Below are 14228 nucleotides of genomic sequence, written 5' to 3'. Positions count from 1 at the left end.
GCCGGCCTTCTTATTGTTTGCTTGCTTCGAGCTGCGCGAGCGCCTGGTGCAGGCACTCCTGAAGCTTCTGCGCGACCTGCTCGCGCGCCACGCCCTTGGCGGCAAGATCGCCGGACACCTTGCCCACGACATCGTCGATGCTCTGGCTCTCCAGATTGTCTGTCACCAGCGCCGTTGCGTAGCTTGCCGCGGCGTCGCCGCTGAGCCCGAGCTGGCCCGCGGCCCAGAGCCCGAGCAGCTTGTTGGACCGGGCCGTGGCCTTGAACATGAATTCCTCGTCGTGAGCGAATTTGGCCTCAAAGCCCTGCTCGCGCTTGTCGAACGTGGTCATGGTCAGCTCCAATGCGTTTTCGCTGAGGAGAATCGGACTGGCTGGGAGCGAACGTCTCCGTGGTTCTCGTCAGTTTAGGATCATTTGAATCTTCCTCCCGGAAGGCAGAGGCCGTCAAGTCTGCGCGGTGGTGCACCGCAGCCCGGGCGTGGGCACGGCACGCACCAGCGCCGCGCCAGCCAAATCGGCTAGGCAGAGATGTTTACCGTCCGTTAAGCAGACTCGGCGCCGGATGGGCCGGGGGACATCGAGAGCTGGCGCATGAAAAAAGAGCTGCGGGAGTTTCGACGGCTTGAACGGGTCTGCCTGGAGCAGGCTGCCCTCTCCACCATGGATCTCGCGCGAAGCGGGTTGCTCAAGGTCGCCGACGATTGTCGCATCGCGATCGAGGCGCAAGCGCCCCGCGGCGCGTTCGCCGGCGCCGTCCAGGCGCTCAAGCTGGCTTTGAGCGCAACGGGAATGTCCAATCGGCATTAGCTGCCGGTCTCCGGTTGGGAGATCGCCTCAGAAGATTTTGGGCGACGACCGCGTTCGGTCAGCCCTTCGCCTCGGCCGCTTCGCGCGCGAGCCGCTCGGCCCTCAGCCGTTCCTTATTGGCGTAAAACGCCTTCTGGGCCTCTTCGTGATCGCGCATGGCCTTTTCGGCCTCGATCCGGCGTGCGGCATCACGAGCCTGGCGCTGCTCAGGGGTCAGGGGTTTGCGTCGGAAGGAAAGGTCTTCGGTCATGCGGAGACAACGCGCAAGCAACGAAACGGTTCCATGAGTTGAACCCGGCAGTCGACGCGGCCGATTGAAGTATCAACATATCAGATAGTTAGATGATGCATTCGGTCGGCCGGACCTATTGCATCGACCCCGGCGGCTTGACGCCTGTGAGCGGGCACTGCGGCGCTGCGGGAATCGCGCTGCGCACGGGCGGATCCGGATAGTATTCGGTGTTTTGCTGAACCTGACGCGCCAGCTCCGTGCCTCCGAGCAGCGTGATCAACATCAGGGCCTCGTCGAGGCCCGCGGATATTCCGGCTCCGGTCAGGCGATTGCGATCCAGCACGAAACGCGGATGTCCGTCGGCAACCTTCACCTTCGGGAACAGCGTCGGGAAGCATTCCAGGAAAGCCCAGTGCGTCGTCGCCCAGTGGTCGTCGAGAAGGCCCGATGCCGCGAACAGCATTGCTCCCTCGCAGACCGAGCACACGTACTTCGCACCGGCGGCCTGCCTGGTCAGAAACTGGACGTAGGTCCGGTGCGGATCGTTGATGATCTCGGTGAGCGCGTCTGGATCGCCGCCGGGAATCCAGACGGCATCATACTGGGTGCATTCCGCGAAGGATTTTGCGACCTCGAACGGAAATCCCCGGTTGCGAAACCGTTTCATTCCCGGCTTTGCCGCGACGACCTCGACGTCGAAGTCGGCCCAGTCGAACATTTCGAAGGGACCGGCGACGTCGAGCATGTCGACGCCGTCGTAGACGGGGATGCCGATCTTCATCGCGCGTAATCCTCCCTGCTTCCTGTGACGATCAATGTTTGTGGCCTACGGGCGTCGCCGCGGGTGTCGCCGTCGGCTGCTTGGCATGGCGCATCCCCGCCATCCCGAGGCCGCCGCCCGGCGCGTTGAGGTCGGGAACGATCGCGATATTGGCCATCATGCCCGCGTCCTCGTGGTCCAGGATGTGGCAATGCAGGACGTACTCGCCGATGTAGCGGTCGTACCGCGTCCTGACGCGGATCTGATAGTTGTTCTCGACGATGATCGTGTCGCGGAATGTGTGCCACATGCCGCAATACTGGTTGGCCAGTTGCTGCTTGTCGGCATACACGATGTCAGCTTTGCAGGTGCCGTCGGGATTGTAGATCGATATCTGCTGACCGTTGGTGTTGGTGGTGGTGACGTCGATCACCTGGAACGGATTGACGTGGATATGGAAGATGTGCGGCTCGCCTTGCGCGGACAGCATCCAGTCGTCCGTGGTGTTGACCTCGCGCGTGAAGTTCACCACGTCGGGATCGTACGAGGCGTTGTTGACCGTGAAGGCCGGGAAGTTGATCGCAAAGGCCGCCTGCTGCTGCTGGCTGCCGGCAGCTGGCGGCGCAAGGTTTTCGAATGGCGCCCACGGCCGCAGATCGCCGTCACGCAGCCCGGTGCGAACGGCGTCCGGCAACGTCGGATTGGCATCGTACAGCGCCTTGCCGACATAGGCCTGCAGGTCCCCCGTCACGGGCTGCCCTCCGCGCACATGGACATAGGCCAGCAATTGCGGCGTCGTCGGCCCCTGCCCGCCGCCGTTGCCGTTGGACACGCGCTCAGCCTTCGGCGCCGCCTGGTTGAGCAGGCAATAGTCGCCGTCCGAGGGGAATACGACGAGAACGTCGCTGCGATAGCCGGGCTGCATGTAGTTCGATTCGAGCACGCCGCCGACTTGCGAGGCGTGCACGGTGCGCAATTTGGTCCGGGTCAGACCGTCGGATGCGATCTCGAACTGCTGGATCAGTGTGCCCGTCGAGGCGTTACAGGCGGCCAGAAGATCGGCCTTCTGCTGCTGGCGGTTGCCGCTCAGCGCCGAGGTCGCGATCAGGTTCGTTGTGCCGACCGGCGTGGCGCGCACGAGCTGAATGTTGATCGTATCGTGAATGCCGGCATGCACGAAGCGCCAGCGCTGGATCTCGCCCGCCGGCACGGTGAGCGTCGGCTGCACGATGCCATTGACGCTGGTGAAGCGGCCATTGGTGTCCCAGATCGACGATGAGTCCAGTTGCAAGCCAAAGTTCTCGACGACGCCGGGGCTTACCGGATTGCCTGACGTCGCCAGCGGGCACGTCCACGGCGCGTTCGCGATATTTGCCGGACTGCTGGCGTTGTAGAGTCCCTGCGTGGTGTAGATCTGTTGCCACGGGCCGCCGGGCTGGTTCGGCTGGTTGGCGAAGCAGGCATAGGCGATCTGCTGAAACAGGAAGAGCTGCTCCTTGAACGGGGCGCCGTTGACGTCATGCAGGACCGTGTCGATATCGGCAATCGGCTTCGGGTTCTGCGGCGACGGTGGCGTATAGGGACGCTCGCCCTTGACGACCAGCACGCCCGAGGCGCCGCTCGCCACCTGCACGGCCGTCGAGCCATGACGGTGGGCGTGATACCAGAACGTCCCCGCCGGATGGTCGTTGGGGATGTTGATCTCATAGGGGAACTTCGTCTGCGGGGCGATGTTGAGCAGCACGTTGTCGCTGTTGCCGGCAGGCGAAACGTGCAGGCCGTGCGTGTGCAGGTTGGTGGTGTTGAAGCACCCGACCAACGCCGGCAAGCCCAGCCCCTCCGGAGGATTGGGCAAACAGCTCGGGTCGTCCTTCGCGAGCTGGTTGATCAGGTCGACGCGCAGCGTATCGCCGGGCTTGACGATGATCGCCGGGCCCGACTTGCAGCCGCCATAGGAGCGCAGCTCGACGGGGTCGAGGCCATCCGGTTGCGGATCGGTCGGATCCGGGTTGTTGATGAAGAAGCGGCCACGCACGAAGTTGAGCACCACCGAGACGATCGAGCCGCTGCGCGAGATCGATCCTTGCGGCCGGCAACCGCCGACGGCCGGCGCCACCGCGGCCTCCAGGGCCACGACATTGCCCTGTCCGGGCAGCGTCGGCGGCGGCTCGAAAGCACGGGGAACCGGCGCCGCGAATGCTGGAAGGCTCGGTCCCAGCGCGGCGATGACAAGACCAATTCGCGCGAAGCTCTTCATCATGTTGTCCGCCCTACTGTTCCAGAAGACTGCTCGAAGGATTGCGTGAAGGCGCGTCGGCACGCCGGCGCCGCCAGAACGGGCGCTCGGGCCAGCGCGAAACACTGCCGTAGTGTTCGCTCAGCGTCGTCGCGTAGGCCGCAGCCTCGCGCGCGATCCACGCGCCGTAGCGATCGAGAGCGGCCGCATCACCGCGCGCGAGGCAATCGCTGGCGGCATAGGCGGCGAACACGCCCGAGCGCATGGCCTTGACCACGCCATGACCCGAGATCGGATCAAAAGCGCTCGCGGCATCGCCTGCGCAGAGGAAATGGAAGCCGGCAGTCGTTGCGGCGTACCGACTGCCCGCAGGGATCAAGCGGGGTGGTTCGAGCCGAATGATCTTGCTCGCGAGCGCCGAGACGAATTGCGTCCTGGCGAGAGCTCTGCGCCAGCCGTCCGGCGTGTTCAGCCTGAGGCCACGCGCGAGATCGGCATCGGTCATGCACGCAAAGGCGCGCCTGCCCTGGTCGAGTGCCATCGTGTACCACCAGCCGTCTTCAAAGGCCTCGACGAGCAGTTCCGGTGCCGCCGGTCCCGACGTCGTCGCCTCGGCATAGGCCGCAATCAGGCGGTCCTGCGCTTTCGCCCGCGACCCCTGGCGGTCGGCGAGTGCGCGGGCGCGGCCCGTGGCATCGATGACCAATCGGGCCGAATGGCTGTTGCCGTCGTCGCACGCGACCGACCAGCCGTCCGCCTCGCGCGCGAGATGACAGACCTTCGCATCGACGCGCTCGGCCGCGCGGCAACCCTCCGCCGTGAGCCAGCCATCGAACGCCCTGCGGTCAACGCGCCATGACGGCCCGCGCGCTTCCAGTAGCAATTCGCTCGACGTCAGGCCGGCCTGGTCCCAGGAGGTGAGCGTGCGGTGCGACGGCGCAAAGCCCTGCGCCAGGAAAGTCGGCCAGAGACCGAGCTGCCGCAGCACCGGCTGGACCAGCGGTGACAAGACCTCACCTCGTCCCTGGCCCCGTCCTTCACCTCGCCCGCGCCGCTCGGACGGCGCGATCACGGCCACCCGAAGCTCCGGCGCGCACATCGCAAGCGCGCGGGAAGCGGCCGCGCCGGCTGGACCTGCGCCTGCAACGATGATGTCGAACGCGGCCAAGGTCAGTCGGCCCGGACTGCGTAGAACGACGCCACGACGCCGGCAGGCGCCACCGTGCCGGGCGAGCCGCCGCTATGCGGGATGGTCCGGATCACCGAGCCGACGATGGCCGGACGCTGGTCGACGCCATTGGGCCAGGCCGGCACCAGCGAGCCCCAATAATCGTAGATCCATTCCTCGCCGCCGACGACGCCGGTGCCCTGGAAACGCACCTGCATCGGCGATCCATAGGCGCGCGATCCCTTCAGCGCGAGCGACCAGCCCGGGCCGCCGATCGTGCCGGTCAAGAGTTGCATCGGCCCGTCCACGATCTCGATCGTGCCGCGGCCGAATTCGAGATTGTTGAAGGCCGTGTTGACGTCGGGATCGTTGAGCAGGCTGCGATAGGTCCAATGTCCGACGAATGGATTGTCGCTCATGATGCCTCGCTTTTGGGATCGGGCCGCGACCCGGTTGTTCGCTCGACGCTGATGTATTTGGGCCCTTGATAACTGTCGGCGGGCTTGACGGCCGGCTCGTAGGGATTGCGCACGATGAAACCGAGCAGCGACCACTCGGTGACCATCTTGAGGTCGCCGACCGGCGTCTGCGGGACGCCGCGGCTCCACGTGGTCCAGACGTAATTGGGCTTACCGTTCGAGACCGAGGCGATCTCGAACGACTGCAATGGCCGATGCGCCGGCCACCACAGCGTGGTCCAGGTCTTCTCGTCGCGCCGCAAGCGATCGTCATTGTCGCTGCCGGGCCAGAGATTGTTCCAGTCGGCGTAGGTGATGTTGATCGGCTGCGTCGTGCACTCGTTGAAATCGGACTGCCAGGGCAGCCCCATATATTTGGTGAGGTCACCCGGCTGAAGACCGGTCTCGAAGTCGTTGTCCTGGCTGAGCGGCGAGTTGACGTTGAAGGTCGGGTCCGCAATCACGGTGCCGTGGTCCTGATTGGCCTGGGCGGCGCTCTGCAGGAAATCCGAGACGCTGCGATCGGCGTTGATGCGATACGGCGCCCAGTAGATCGAAGGATTGCGCATCACCCAGCCGAGCTCGGCGCCCGGACAAAAGGCGCCGCCGAGCACGTTGCTGAGCACGCCGCGGTCGAGCTCGCGGCCGGTCTTCGGCGGCGTCTTCGGATAAGGCGCGAAGGGTGAATAACCGTCGGGCAGCCAGCCCTCCTCCTGCTCGTTGATGAACCAGCCGCGCGCCCACTGGCCGAGGATGAAGAGCTGGTACTGGGTGAGATGAAGGAACTTCGACGGCGTCTCGTTGGTCAGCGGATTGTCGCCGCACAGCAATGGCATCAGCGGCAGCGAATGGACGCGCGACGATGCCCGGTCCTGCACCTGGAAGGAATTGGCCTCGCCCGCACGGCGCAACAGATCGAACAGGAAGCGGCGCATCGGTCCGTAGGGATCGTCGGCCTTGGAATAGTGGGTCGGACCTGCGACCGCCGCCACCGCCATGACCGCTTCGCCCTGACTGGCATCGCGCAACTGTGCATCCGACGGTGTCGCCGTTTCCGTCGGCCGCGTCGCGCGTTTCGGGGTCTTTGATAATTTGTCCGGATCGAACGTGCCGCGCTGCGCCTGATCGTGCGGGTAGTTCGATTGCTGAAGGATATCGTTCAGATACCTGAATTCATCCGGCCGGAACAGGATCGGCCAGATGTCGCGATAGAACCACGGCCGGTAGTTGCGATTCCAGGCAAGACGGCCGGCCTGCCAGTGACGCAGCGCCGCCTCGTCGCGGAACGGGATCTGCTGCGGATCGTCATAGGTGCCGAGCGTCCCATAGATGCCGGTATCGGTGGCGAACTGGCGCACATAGAGATCGTACAGCACCTCGTCCATCGTGATCATGTCGAGGATCTCAGGGACGAAGCGCGGGTAGCCGACCACGACCCAGGCCGGAAACTCGACGTCGATGTAGCGGGTCTGGCCGACCTGCTTCGAATACATGATCAGCCGCGCCATCACCGGCCCATCGGAGATGTCGTCGTACCAGCCGTCGGTGTTGGCATAGTCCTCGATCTTCGGACCGAAGCTGCCGTTGACGTCCATGCCCGAATTGCCGTGACCGCCGAGCACGACCAGGCGGCCCTTGTTGTCGGTCATCATCTCGCCCAGCGTGTCGATGTCGAACGGCTGGAGGCCCCTGGGCGGGAACGTGGTGGCATAGCCGCCGGGGCCGCCCGAGCGATCGAAATGCGCGCGCCGGTTGGTGGTCGCGTTCACGCTGCGCGGGCCGGGATCGATGATGAGGAGGTCGCGGTCCTGGCCGGTGATGTCGGCGTTGCGGCGCGCGCTGCCGGGGGCGTAGCCATGCTCGCCCTTGAGCTCGGTGAACGGGTACCAAGAGGCCTTCTTGTTGGCGACATAGACGCGCCACTGGATGTCGACGAGCACACCATGATTGCCGCCGCCCTCCACGGCATCGCCGAGCGCCAGCGGCCTGCCTTCCGGGGACTCGTCGTCATAGACGAAGATCTGGAAGCGCGCGGCTTGCCGCTTCACGCGACCCTGCGCATCCTTGAAGGTCTTGACCGGGACAGGTGTGACCCCGTCGGGGCCGTGCAGGGGATTGCCGAAACTGTCGCAGGCGAGCGGCATCGCCGCGGGCGTCTCCGGCGCGAGGTAGAATTCGCTGTCGCTGTTGCCCAGGCGCGCGATGCCGATGCCCGGATGGATTCGATACGTCGCCATGACTTCCCCGCCGCTTTCTCAATCCAGGAAGCTGATCGACACGCCTTCCAGCTTCAGAAGCTCCCTCTCCTCCTGGTAGTCGCCGCCGATCACGACCAACGTGATCTGCAGCGGGCCCTTCTTCTTGAGCGCCTGCCTGGCGGCGGCCGTGACGTCGATGCGATGGACGCGTGGCGTGTTGTGGCTGCGCCCGCGCTGATCGAAGCGCCGCGGCTGCGGCGGCGGAATATCGCAATGGCCGGGCCCGCCATAGCAGGCCCCATGCCCGAAGATCGAGATGTAGCCGGCGTAATGCGGATTGCCCTTGATCGGCGTCGAGGCGTCGGCCCCGGGTTCGTTCAGGAAGGCGCGCACGAAGCAGGAGCGCATCAATTGCGGCACCTGATGCAGGCGGATCTCCGCGCGTTTGAAGCTGCGCGCGGCCTGCGGCACGTTGATCGGCTGCGACACGAAGCGGCTGACCGGCGCCTCGAGCCCGACCGGCATGAAATGCGAGCTGCGGACGTATTCGTAGCCGAACGGCGCGATGTCGAGGGTGTCGCGGATGGTGTAGTTCCACGGCGACAGCACGGAATCGAGATCGGCCGGCAGCGCATTCGGATTGAGCTTCTGCCACTCCCACCAGATCCGATCGATATTAACGTGGATCGGCCAGAACACGGGATCGTAGGAGGCCGTCAGGTTGCTGAACATGTCGCCGGAGCCCGGCTGCGAATAAAGATCCGAGCGGGCGTGGAAACGGCGCCCGCCGACCTGTACGGCATCGTTGCGGCGCTTGGCGAGCGCGCGCAGACATGTGGTCTCGGCGTCGGATTGCGACGCAGCCGCCGCGGTCGGGGCATCTTTGCAGACATAGGTCGCCTGCCCTGCATCCGGATTCTGCCCACCGGTCCAGATGTGCATGGTGTTGTGCGGATTCTGGTCGAGGAACCCGAACGCCGCGTCGTAGATGCTGCCGCCGCCGAAGTCGCGGAAATTGTTGAGGCTCAGGATCTGGGCGATGTCGTCGGCCGACGGGTAATGATAGTTGATCGCCTGGTTGATAGTCTGTCCCTTGGGATATTCGGCCGGATAGCGCAGCGGATACCAGAGCGAGTTCGACTGAAGCAGCGCGTCGATGAAGCGCTGGCGGTTGGCATTCTCAGTATCCGGCGTGACGGCCGCATAGCCGATCTTGCTGATGACGTAGCAGAAGAAGCGGTGCTGTGAGGTGAAGGTGACGCGGTCATGCGCGAGCGCCAGGATCGCCTTCTTCTGCGCCGCCGTCGGCGCCGGGTCGAGCGCTGCCAACAGCGTCTCGGCCGCTTCCTCGGTGAGATAGGCCTTCATCGAATTCGGAATGATGCGGCCCTTGTCCGGCTCCTCCGGCCGGTACTCCGGCATCGTGAAGTCCCAGTACGGGAGCATCAGCCCGGGCTCGAAGTCCTGAAGGTTCTGCTCGAACTCGTAGAGATAGGCACGGTGCCAGGGCAGGAAGCGCTCCCAGCCGTGCTGGCAATGGTTCTGGTGGATCAGCGCCTGGTTGTTGTAGTTGCGCCGGTCTTCCGGCCAGTGGTCGAGGTCGTAAAGCCGGCGGAAGCCGCGGCGCAGGCGTTCGAGCTGCGGCTCGCTCATGCAGTCGATGTTCATGCGCCGCCTGGGCTCGCCGGCATCCGCGGCCGGCGAATAGCCGTCGGCGGCAACCGCAAATTCGGCGATCTCGCTCACCTTCACCGTCAAAGTCTTCGCCGGCTTGCCAGGCGCAAGCTCGACTGCGACGCTGGTCGCATCATCCGGGCAGCCGGCATCGATCCAGTCGGCAATGCGGTCGACGTCAGCGGGCGCGACGCGCTTGCCGCCCCATGGCAGCACCGGGAACCTGCCGCCGTCGAACGGTGCGTCACCGCGCAATCCCTTGATCAATCCGGACGCGTCGCTGCGCGCGTGCGGCGGGATGCAGCAGGCGTGCCCCTCCGGCACTGGAGCAACCATCTTGATGCCGAAGATCTCGGCCGCCTCCAGCGCCTGTGCGCCCTTGTCCCAGAACCGTCCAGCGCCACCATAGTCAGCAGTGCTATCGCCGGCAGCTTCATCCAGGATCGCCTTCACGCGCGCATAAGCAACGGTCAATGCTTCGGTGTCCATTCCAGCCCCGGACAGCAAGACGAAGAAGGCGGCCGGAGACTAAGCACAACTTTTGGGTGATGTCACGTAAACACGCACATTCAACGTCGAAGCAGGCGCGAATATTTTTGTCAGGTTGCGTGATCTATTTCATACAACCTTTAAACGACAGATCTGGCCATGCGTCGTGCGGATGAGGCGGATGCGAGCACGAGTGCGTTGCTCAAGCTCTGCGCCGGCAGTCGGACGTGTCCGGTCATCAAGCGCTGCGCGATTGAGCGCAGCGTGCATTCCAGTCGTCGTGGGACGAAGCCGAGGCACACCGGGAGCGAATCCGCGCCGAACGACTGCTCGACGAAGCCGAGCTTCGCCCTTCCCGGCCCGTTTCCCCATCGGACTTGGTTTTCCCCCGCAAGCGCCAACTTCGCGTTGCCTTGCGCGGTCGACTGCGTTAAGCGACAACCATTCTCTGTCCGGAAGGGTGGCCGAGTGGTTTAAGGCACCGGTCTTGAAAACCGGCGTGCCCGCAAGGGTACCGTGGGTTCGAATCCCACCCCTTCCGCCAAAATATCAACAAAATCAATTAGTTAGCTCGCGGTTTTCGCTTCAGCGCACAATCGAACGTACAATCGTCGCTTGGTGGCGCCGTAAGCGTCGCGGTGAGATCGAGTCGATTTGTCGCAGCTCGGACGAGGCGACGCCCGATCCCAACACTGATGCCGCCGCCGATCTCATCAGCTTTCCGACGTCGCGATGGACTGTCGTGTTTCGACGCGATGCATCGAAGGAGCGACAAGACGGTCCTTGAATCACAGCGATGGCGTCGCGCATCTATCCACACCCACGACCGGCAGTAGCTCGCGAGCATTCCGCGCCGCTAGGAATCGATAATTTGACTCTCGCCTGCGCCGCGGTTCGATGGCGCCATGACCAAGGCAGAGAACAGAGCGGCGGCGAGAGCTTGGCACCAAGAGCGCATGCGTCAGCGCGCGGAAGAAGTGCGGGCCGAGGCGGTAGCAGCCGACCTGGCCGAACTCGGCCGGCTTCGCCACTACCTCATCTTTGGCAGGAAGGATCGCCGTGCCGACCGCGAGAAGCTGATGAGCGCCATTGACGACTACGTCGTTGAGATGACTGGCGACCGAACCGCGCTGCACGCCAAAACCAAAAACCACAAGTGCGGGTGAAGCAGTACGGCCTGGGGACGAAGAATCGGGTAGTCGATCTGCATGAAACTCGCCGCCGAACGTGCCTTTGCCGCTCCTGAAGCCGCCGCCCGCAAACTGGTCGAGCTCGCGAAGACCATTGAAGCTGTCCAGGACGGTCGCATTCACATCGAAAAGCTCAATGCTCCGTTTCTCTACACGCTCAAGGCCACCGGGTTGGAGTTCGGCGCCGGCATCAAGCATGCAGTTGAGAAGGGCTGGCTCGAGCTGCACGAGAGCGGGACCTCTGTCCGGCTGATCGACACCAGCGCAAAAGCGGCCCCAGCAAAAGACTAAGTTGCCGGGGCCGTTTGGAGGCTACCTTGGCGGTAATGGGGTCGCCAGGTGGTCATGAGCATAGGAAAAACCGGCAATCAGTTCTGTCCACTTGTGCCCAAAGCAGTATAGTTCCAGATCGGGAACGGAACCGATCGCAATGAAGTTTAGAAGGGACGGCCCGCCAGCGTGACCAGCGGGCTGGTAGCGATCGTCAGGCGCAGTCGCGACCTCCGCGGGGTAGTCGTCCGTGAACAAGGCTCTAAGCGATTGAGCGAGAGTCTGTTTTTCGGATTTGAGACGGTTTGAGATTGCAGGGATTGGGAGGTAAAGACCGCCAAAGCCTGCAAATTCGATTGTGGATTGAACGAAGCCGCTGCCGCGGCGTAGGGGGCAAGGTGGCATAGATCGCCTCCTGGCTGAGAGGATGTGGGTGTTGGAGCCCACCCCCTCAGACAGGAGTATCGAGATGGCCGATTTGAGCCCTCTTCGCCGCCGCATGATCGAAGACATGACCGTCCGCAATCTGTCGCCGGCGACGCAAAGATCCTACATCAGCGCGGTTTCGAAGTTCAGCCGCTATTTTGGCCGATCGCCTGACCGGTTAGAGCTGGAAGACGTCCGCGCCTTCCAGGTGCATTTGGTCTCGACCGGCATCTCATGGCCGGCGCTGAACCAGATCGTCTGTGCGCTACGGTTTTTCTACGGCGTCACGCTCGGCGAGGCGCTCATCCCAGAGCGCATTCCCTATGCGCGAGAACCGCGCAAGCTGCCGGTCGTTCTCAGCGCCGACGAAGTGGTTCAGTTTCTTGAAGCGGTATCGAGCCTGAAGAGCCGCGCCGCGCTCACCACCGCCTATGCGGCCGGGCTCAGGGCCTCGGAGGTTGCGGGACTGCGGATCGAAGACATCGACAGCGCCCGCGGCGTCATCCAGGTGCGCCACGGCAAGGGCGCGAAGGATCGCAACGTGATGCTGTCGCCCCAGCTGCTGGGCATCCTGCGCACCTACTGGCGGCTCGCCCGGCCGCGGCTTTATCTGTTCCCTGGTCGTGACGAAGATCATCCGATCGATCAGACCGTGCTGCATGCCGCCTGCCGGTCGGCGGTGAAGGCTGCGGGCCTGACCAAGCGCGTCACGCTGCACACGCTGCGCCACAGCTTCGCGACACATCTTCTCGAGAACGGAACCGATATCCGGATCATCCAGGTCTTGCTCGGGCACAATAATTTGTCGTCGACAGCGCGCTACACGCAGGTCGCCACCGATACGATCCGAGCGACGCAGAGCCCGCTCGATCGCCTGTCGCTGGAGGTGACGCCACCTGGATGACCCGCAGCGGGATGCGGGTCATGACCCGCTCCGACATCCGCTCCAACAGGCCCGCCATCGAGATTGCCGATATTCTGCGCCGGCATGGCGACGCCTATCGCCGTGTACATGCCGGTCATCTGGGGCGGGTCGAGCGGCGCGTGATGAGCGCGATCGTTGCGTGCCGGACCGAGGCGCTCGGCGGCCACATGCAGGCTTGCGACGACTGCGGCACGACACGCGTTGCCTATAATTCCTGCCGCAATCGGCACTGTCCGAAGTGTCAGGGGAGAGCCCGAGCCGCGTGGCTCGCCGCGCGTCAAGCCGACCTGCTTCCGGTTCCCTATTTCCACGTCGTCTTTACACTTCCCGCACCGATCGCCGCGATCGCTTTCCAGAACAAGGCCGTCGTCTATGCCATCCTGTTCAAGGCTGCCGCCGAGGCGATGACGACGCTCGCCGCCAATCCACGCCGGCTCGGCGGTGCGATCGGCGGCGTCGCCGTCCTCCACACCTGGGGACAGACGCTGATGCATCATCCCCACGTCCATTGCGTCGTTCCGGGTGGCGGCCTCTCGCCCGATGGCGCGCGCTGGACCGCTTGCCGACCGAACTTCTTCCTGGCCGTCAAACCGTTGTCCAGACTATTTCGCACACTTTTTCTCAAACGTCTGTCGGCAGCCTTCAACTCCGGTGCCTTGCGTTTCTTCGGCGATCTCGGAGCTCTGGCCGAGCCGGCTGCCTTTGCGGCCCACCTCGACGCCATGCGACGCATCAACTGGGTTGCTTACGCCAAGCGGCCCTTCGGCGGACCCGCACAGGTCCTGGCCTATCTCGGCCGCTACACCCATCGCGTCGCGATCGCCAACAGCCGGCTCGTCGCACTCGACGACGATCATGTCGCCTTCTCATGGAAGGACTATCGCCAAAACAGCGCGACAAAGATCATGAATCTCAAGCCCGATGAGTTCATTCGCCGTTTCCTGCTTCATACGCCGCCTGACGGCTTCCACCGCATCCGCCACTTCGGCTTCATGGCCAACCGCCATCGCGCTGCCAAGCTCGCCCTTTGCCGCGAACTTCTCGATCATGAGCGAACAGCCCCAAACGATGGCCAGCCGTCGCCTGTGGATTCGGAGGCTCAAACCTGGGCCGAGGTTCCTGCCTGTCCCGATTGTGGTGGCGTCATGCGCATCATTGAGCGCTTTCGACATAGCTTCAGACGCCCCAGCCCTCGAACATCACCGTTCCGATGCGACACATCGTGAGCCAAGTCATGTCGTGCACGACGATCATCATTCGTCATTTCGCTCCCAGCGTCTCGATCATCGCGGACGATGTCGAATCCGTGCTGTCACACTGCGCGACAACAACCGTCCGATGCAGCAAAAGGCCTATCGCGATCTCAGGCGAAGCGCGTCTGATCTCAACTCTTC

At 64.0% G+C, this 14228-nt stretch carries 13 protein-coding genes and 1 tRNA gene; 6 read left to right on the top strand and 8 right to left on the bottom strand.

The window, feature by feature from the left end:
* Positions 1-10: 10 nt before the first annotated feature.
* Entirely contained in the window at positions 11-331 is a 321-nt protein-coding gene (locus HAP41_RS25025) for a DUF1476 domain-containing protein (protein ID WP_063986370.1), read from the bottom strand.
* Positions 332-592: 261 nt separating this feature from the next.
* Here HAP41_RS25025 and HAP41_RS25020 point away from each other — a divergent pair, with 261 nt between their 5' ends.
* Entirely contained in the window at positions 593-808 is a 216-nt protein-coding gene (locus HAP41_RS25020) for a hypothetical protein (protein WP_166096573.1), read from the top strand.
* A 58-nt stretch (positions 809-866) separates the two neighbouring features.
* Here the strand turns inward: HAP41_RS25020 and HAP41_RS25015 are convergent, their stop codons facing one another.
* From HAP41_RS25015 to HAP41_RS24985, 7 genes are all read right to left on the bottom strand, one after another.
* A complete protein-coding gene (locus tag HAP41_RS25015) occupies positions 867-1058 on the bottom strand; it encodes a hypothetical protein (protein WP_028153368.1) in 192 nt (63 codons plus the stop codon).
* Between the two features lie 115 nt (positions 1059-1173).
* Positions 1174-1821, bottom strand: coding sequence for a DJ-1/PfpI family protein (locus HAP41_RS25010; RefSeq protein ID WP_166096574.1), 648 nt, complete (start codon positions 1819-1821; stop codon positions 1174-1176).
* Between the two features lie 31 nt (positions 1822-1852).
* Positions 1853-4060, bottom strand: a complete 2208-nt coding sequence (locus tag HAP41_RS25005) for a multicopper oxidase family protein (protein ID WP_166096575.1) — start codon at positions 4058-4060, stop codon at positions 1853-1855.
* A gap of 10 nt (positions 4061-4070) precedes the next feature.
* Entirely contained in the window at positions 4071-5204 is a 1134-nt protein-coding gene (locus HAP41_RS25000) for a tryptophan 7-halogenase (RefSeq protein WP_175618085.1), read from the bottom strand.
* A gap of 2 nt (positions 5205-5206) precedes the next feature.
* On the bottom strand, positions 5207-5623 hold the full coding sequence (locus tag HAP41_RS24995) for a hypothetical protein (RefSeq protein WP_014495276.1): 417 nt from the start codon (positions 5621-5623) through the stop codon (positions 5207-5209).
* On the bottom strand, positions 5620-7899 hold the full coding sequence (locus HAP41_RS24990) for a LodA/GoxA family CTQ-dependent oxidase (protein ID WP_166096576.1): 2280 nt from the start codon (positions 7897-7899) through the stop codon (positions 5620-5622). The genes HAP41_RS24995 and HAP41_RS24990 overlap by 4 nt, the downstream gene beginning before the upstream one ends.
* An 18-nt stretch (positions 7900-7917) precedes the next feature.
* Positions 7918-10008, bottom strand: coding sequence for a tyrosinase family protein (locus HAP41_RS24985; protein ID WP_224580750.1), 2091 nt, complete (start codon positions 10006-10008; stop codon positions 7918-7920).
* Positions 10009-10477: 469 nt separating this feature from the next.
* Between HAP41_RS24985 and HAP41_RS24980 the strand changes: the two genes are divergently transcribed.
* The 5 genes from HAP41_RS24980 (at position 10478) to HAP41_RS24960 (ending at position 14060) form a co-directional block, all read left to right on the top strand.
* Positions 10478-10567, top strand: a tRNA-Ser gene (locus tag HAP41_RS24980).
* 361 nt (positions 10568-10928) lie between these two features.
* Positions 10929-11189 (top strand): hypothetical protein, encoded by a 261-nt coding sequence (locus tag HAP41_RS24975; RefSeq protein WP_166096578.1) that lies wholly within the window; start codon positions 10929-10931, stop codon positions 11187-11189.
* A 42-nt stretch (positions 11190-11231) separates the two neighbouring features.
* Positions 11232-11504, top strand: a complete 273-nt coding sequence (locus tag HAP41_RS24970; RefSeq protein WP_166096579.1) for a hypothetical protein — start codon at positions 11232-11234, stop codon at positions 11502-11504.
* A 448-nt stretch (positions 11505-11952) separates the two neighbouring features.
* A complete protein-coding gene (locus HAP41_RS24965; protein ID WP_029085027.1) occupies positions 11953-12813 on the top strand; it encodes a tyrosine-type recombinase/integrase in 861 nt (286 codons plus the stop codon).
* Between the two features lie 20 nt (positions 12814-12833).
* Entirely contained in the window at positions 12834-14060 is a 1227-nt protein-coding gene (locus HAP41_RS24960) for an IS91 family transposase (RefSeq protein WP_166061603.1), read from the top strand.
* Positions 14061-14228 lie beyond the last annotated feature (168 nt).

This window comes from Bradyrhizobium barranii subsp. apii, from assembly GCF_011516635.5.
Taxonomy (GTDB): Bacteria; Pseudomonadota; Alphaproteobacteria; order Rhizobiales; family Xanthobacteraceae; genus Bradyrhizobium; species Bradyrhizobium barranii.
Note: the sequence above shows the minus strand (reverse complement) of the source record. Positions and strands in the feature narration are given on the sequence as shown.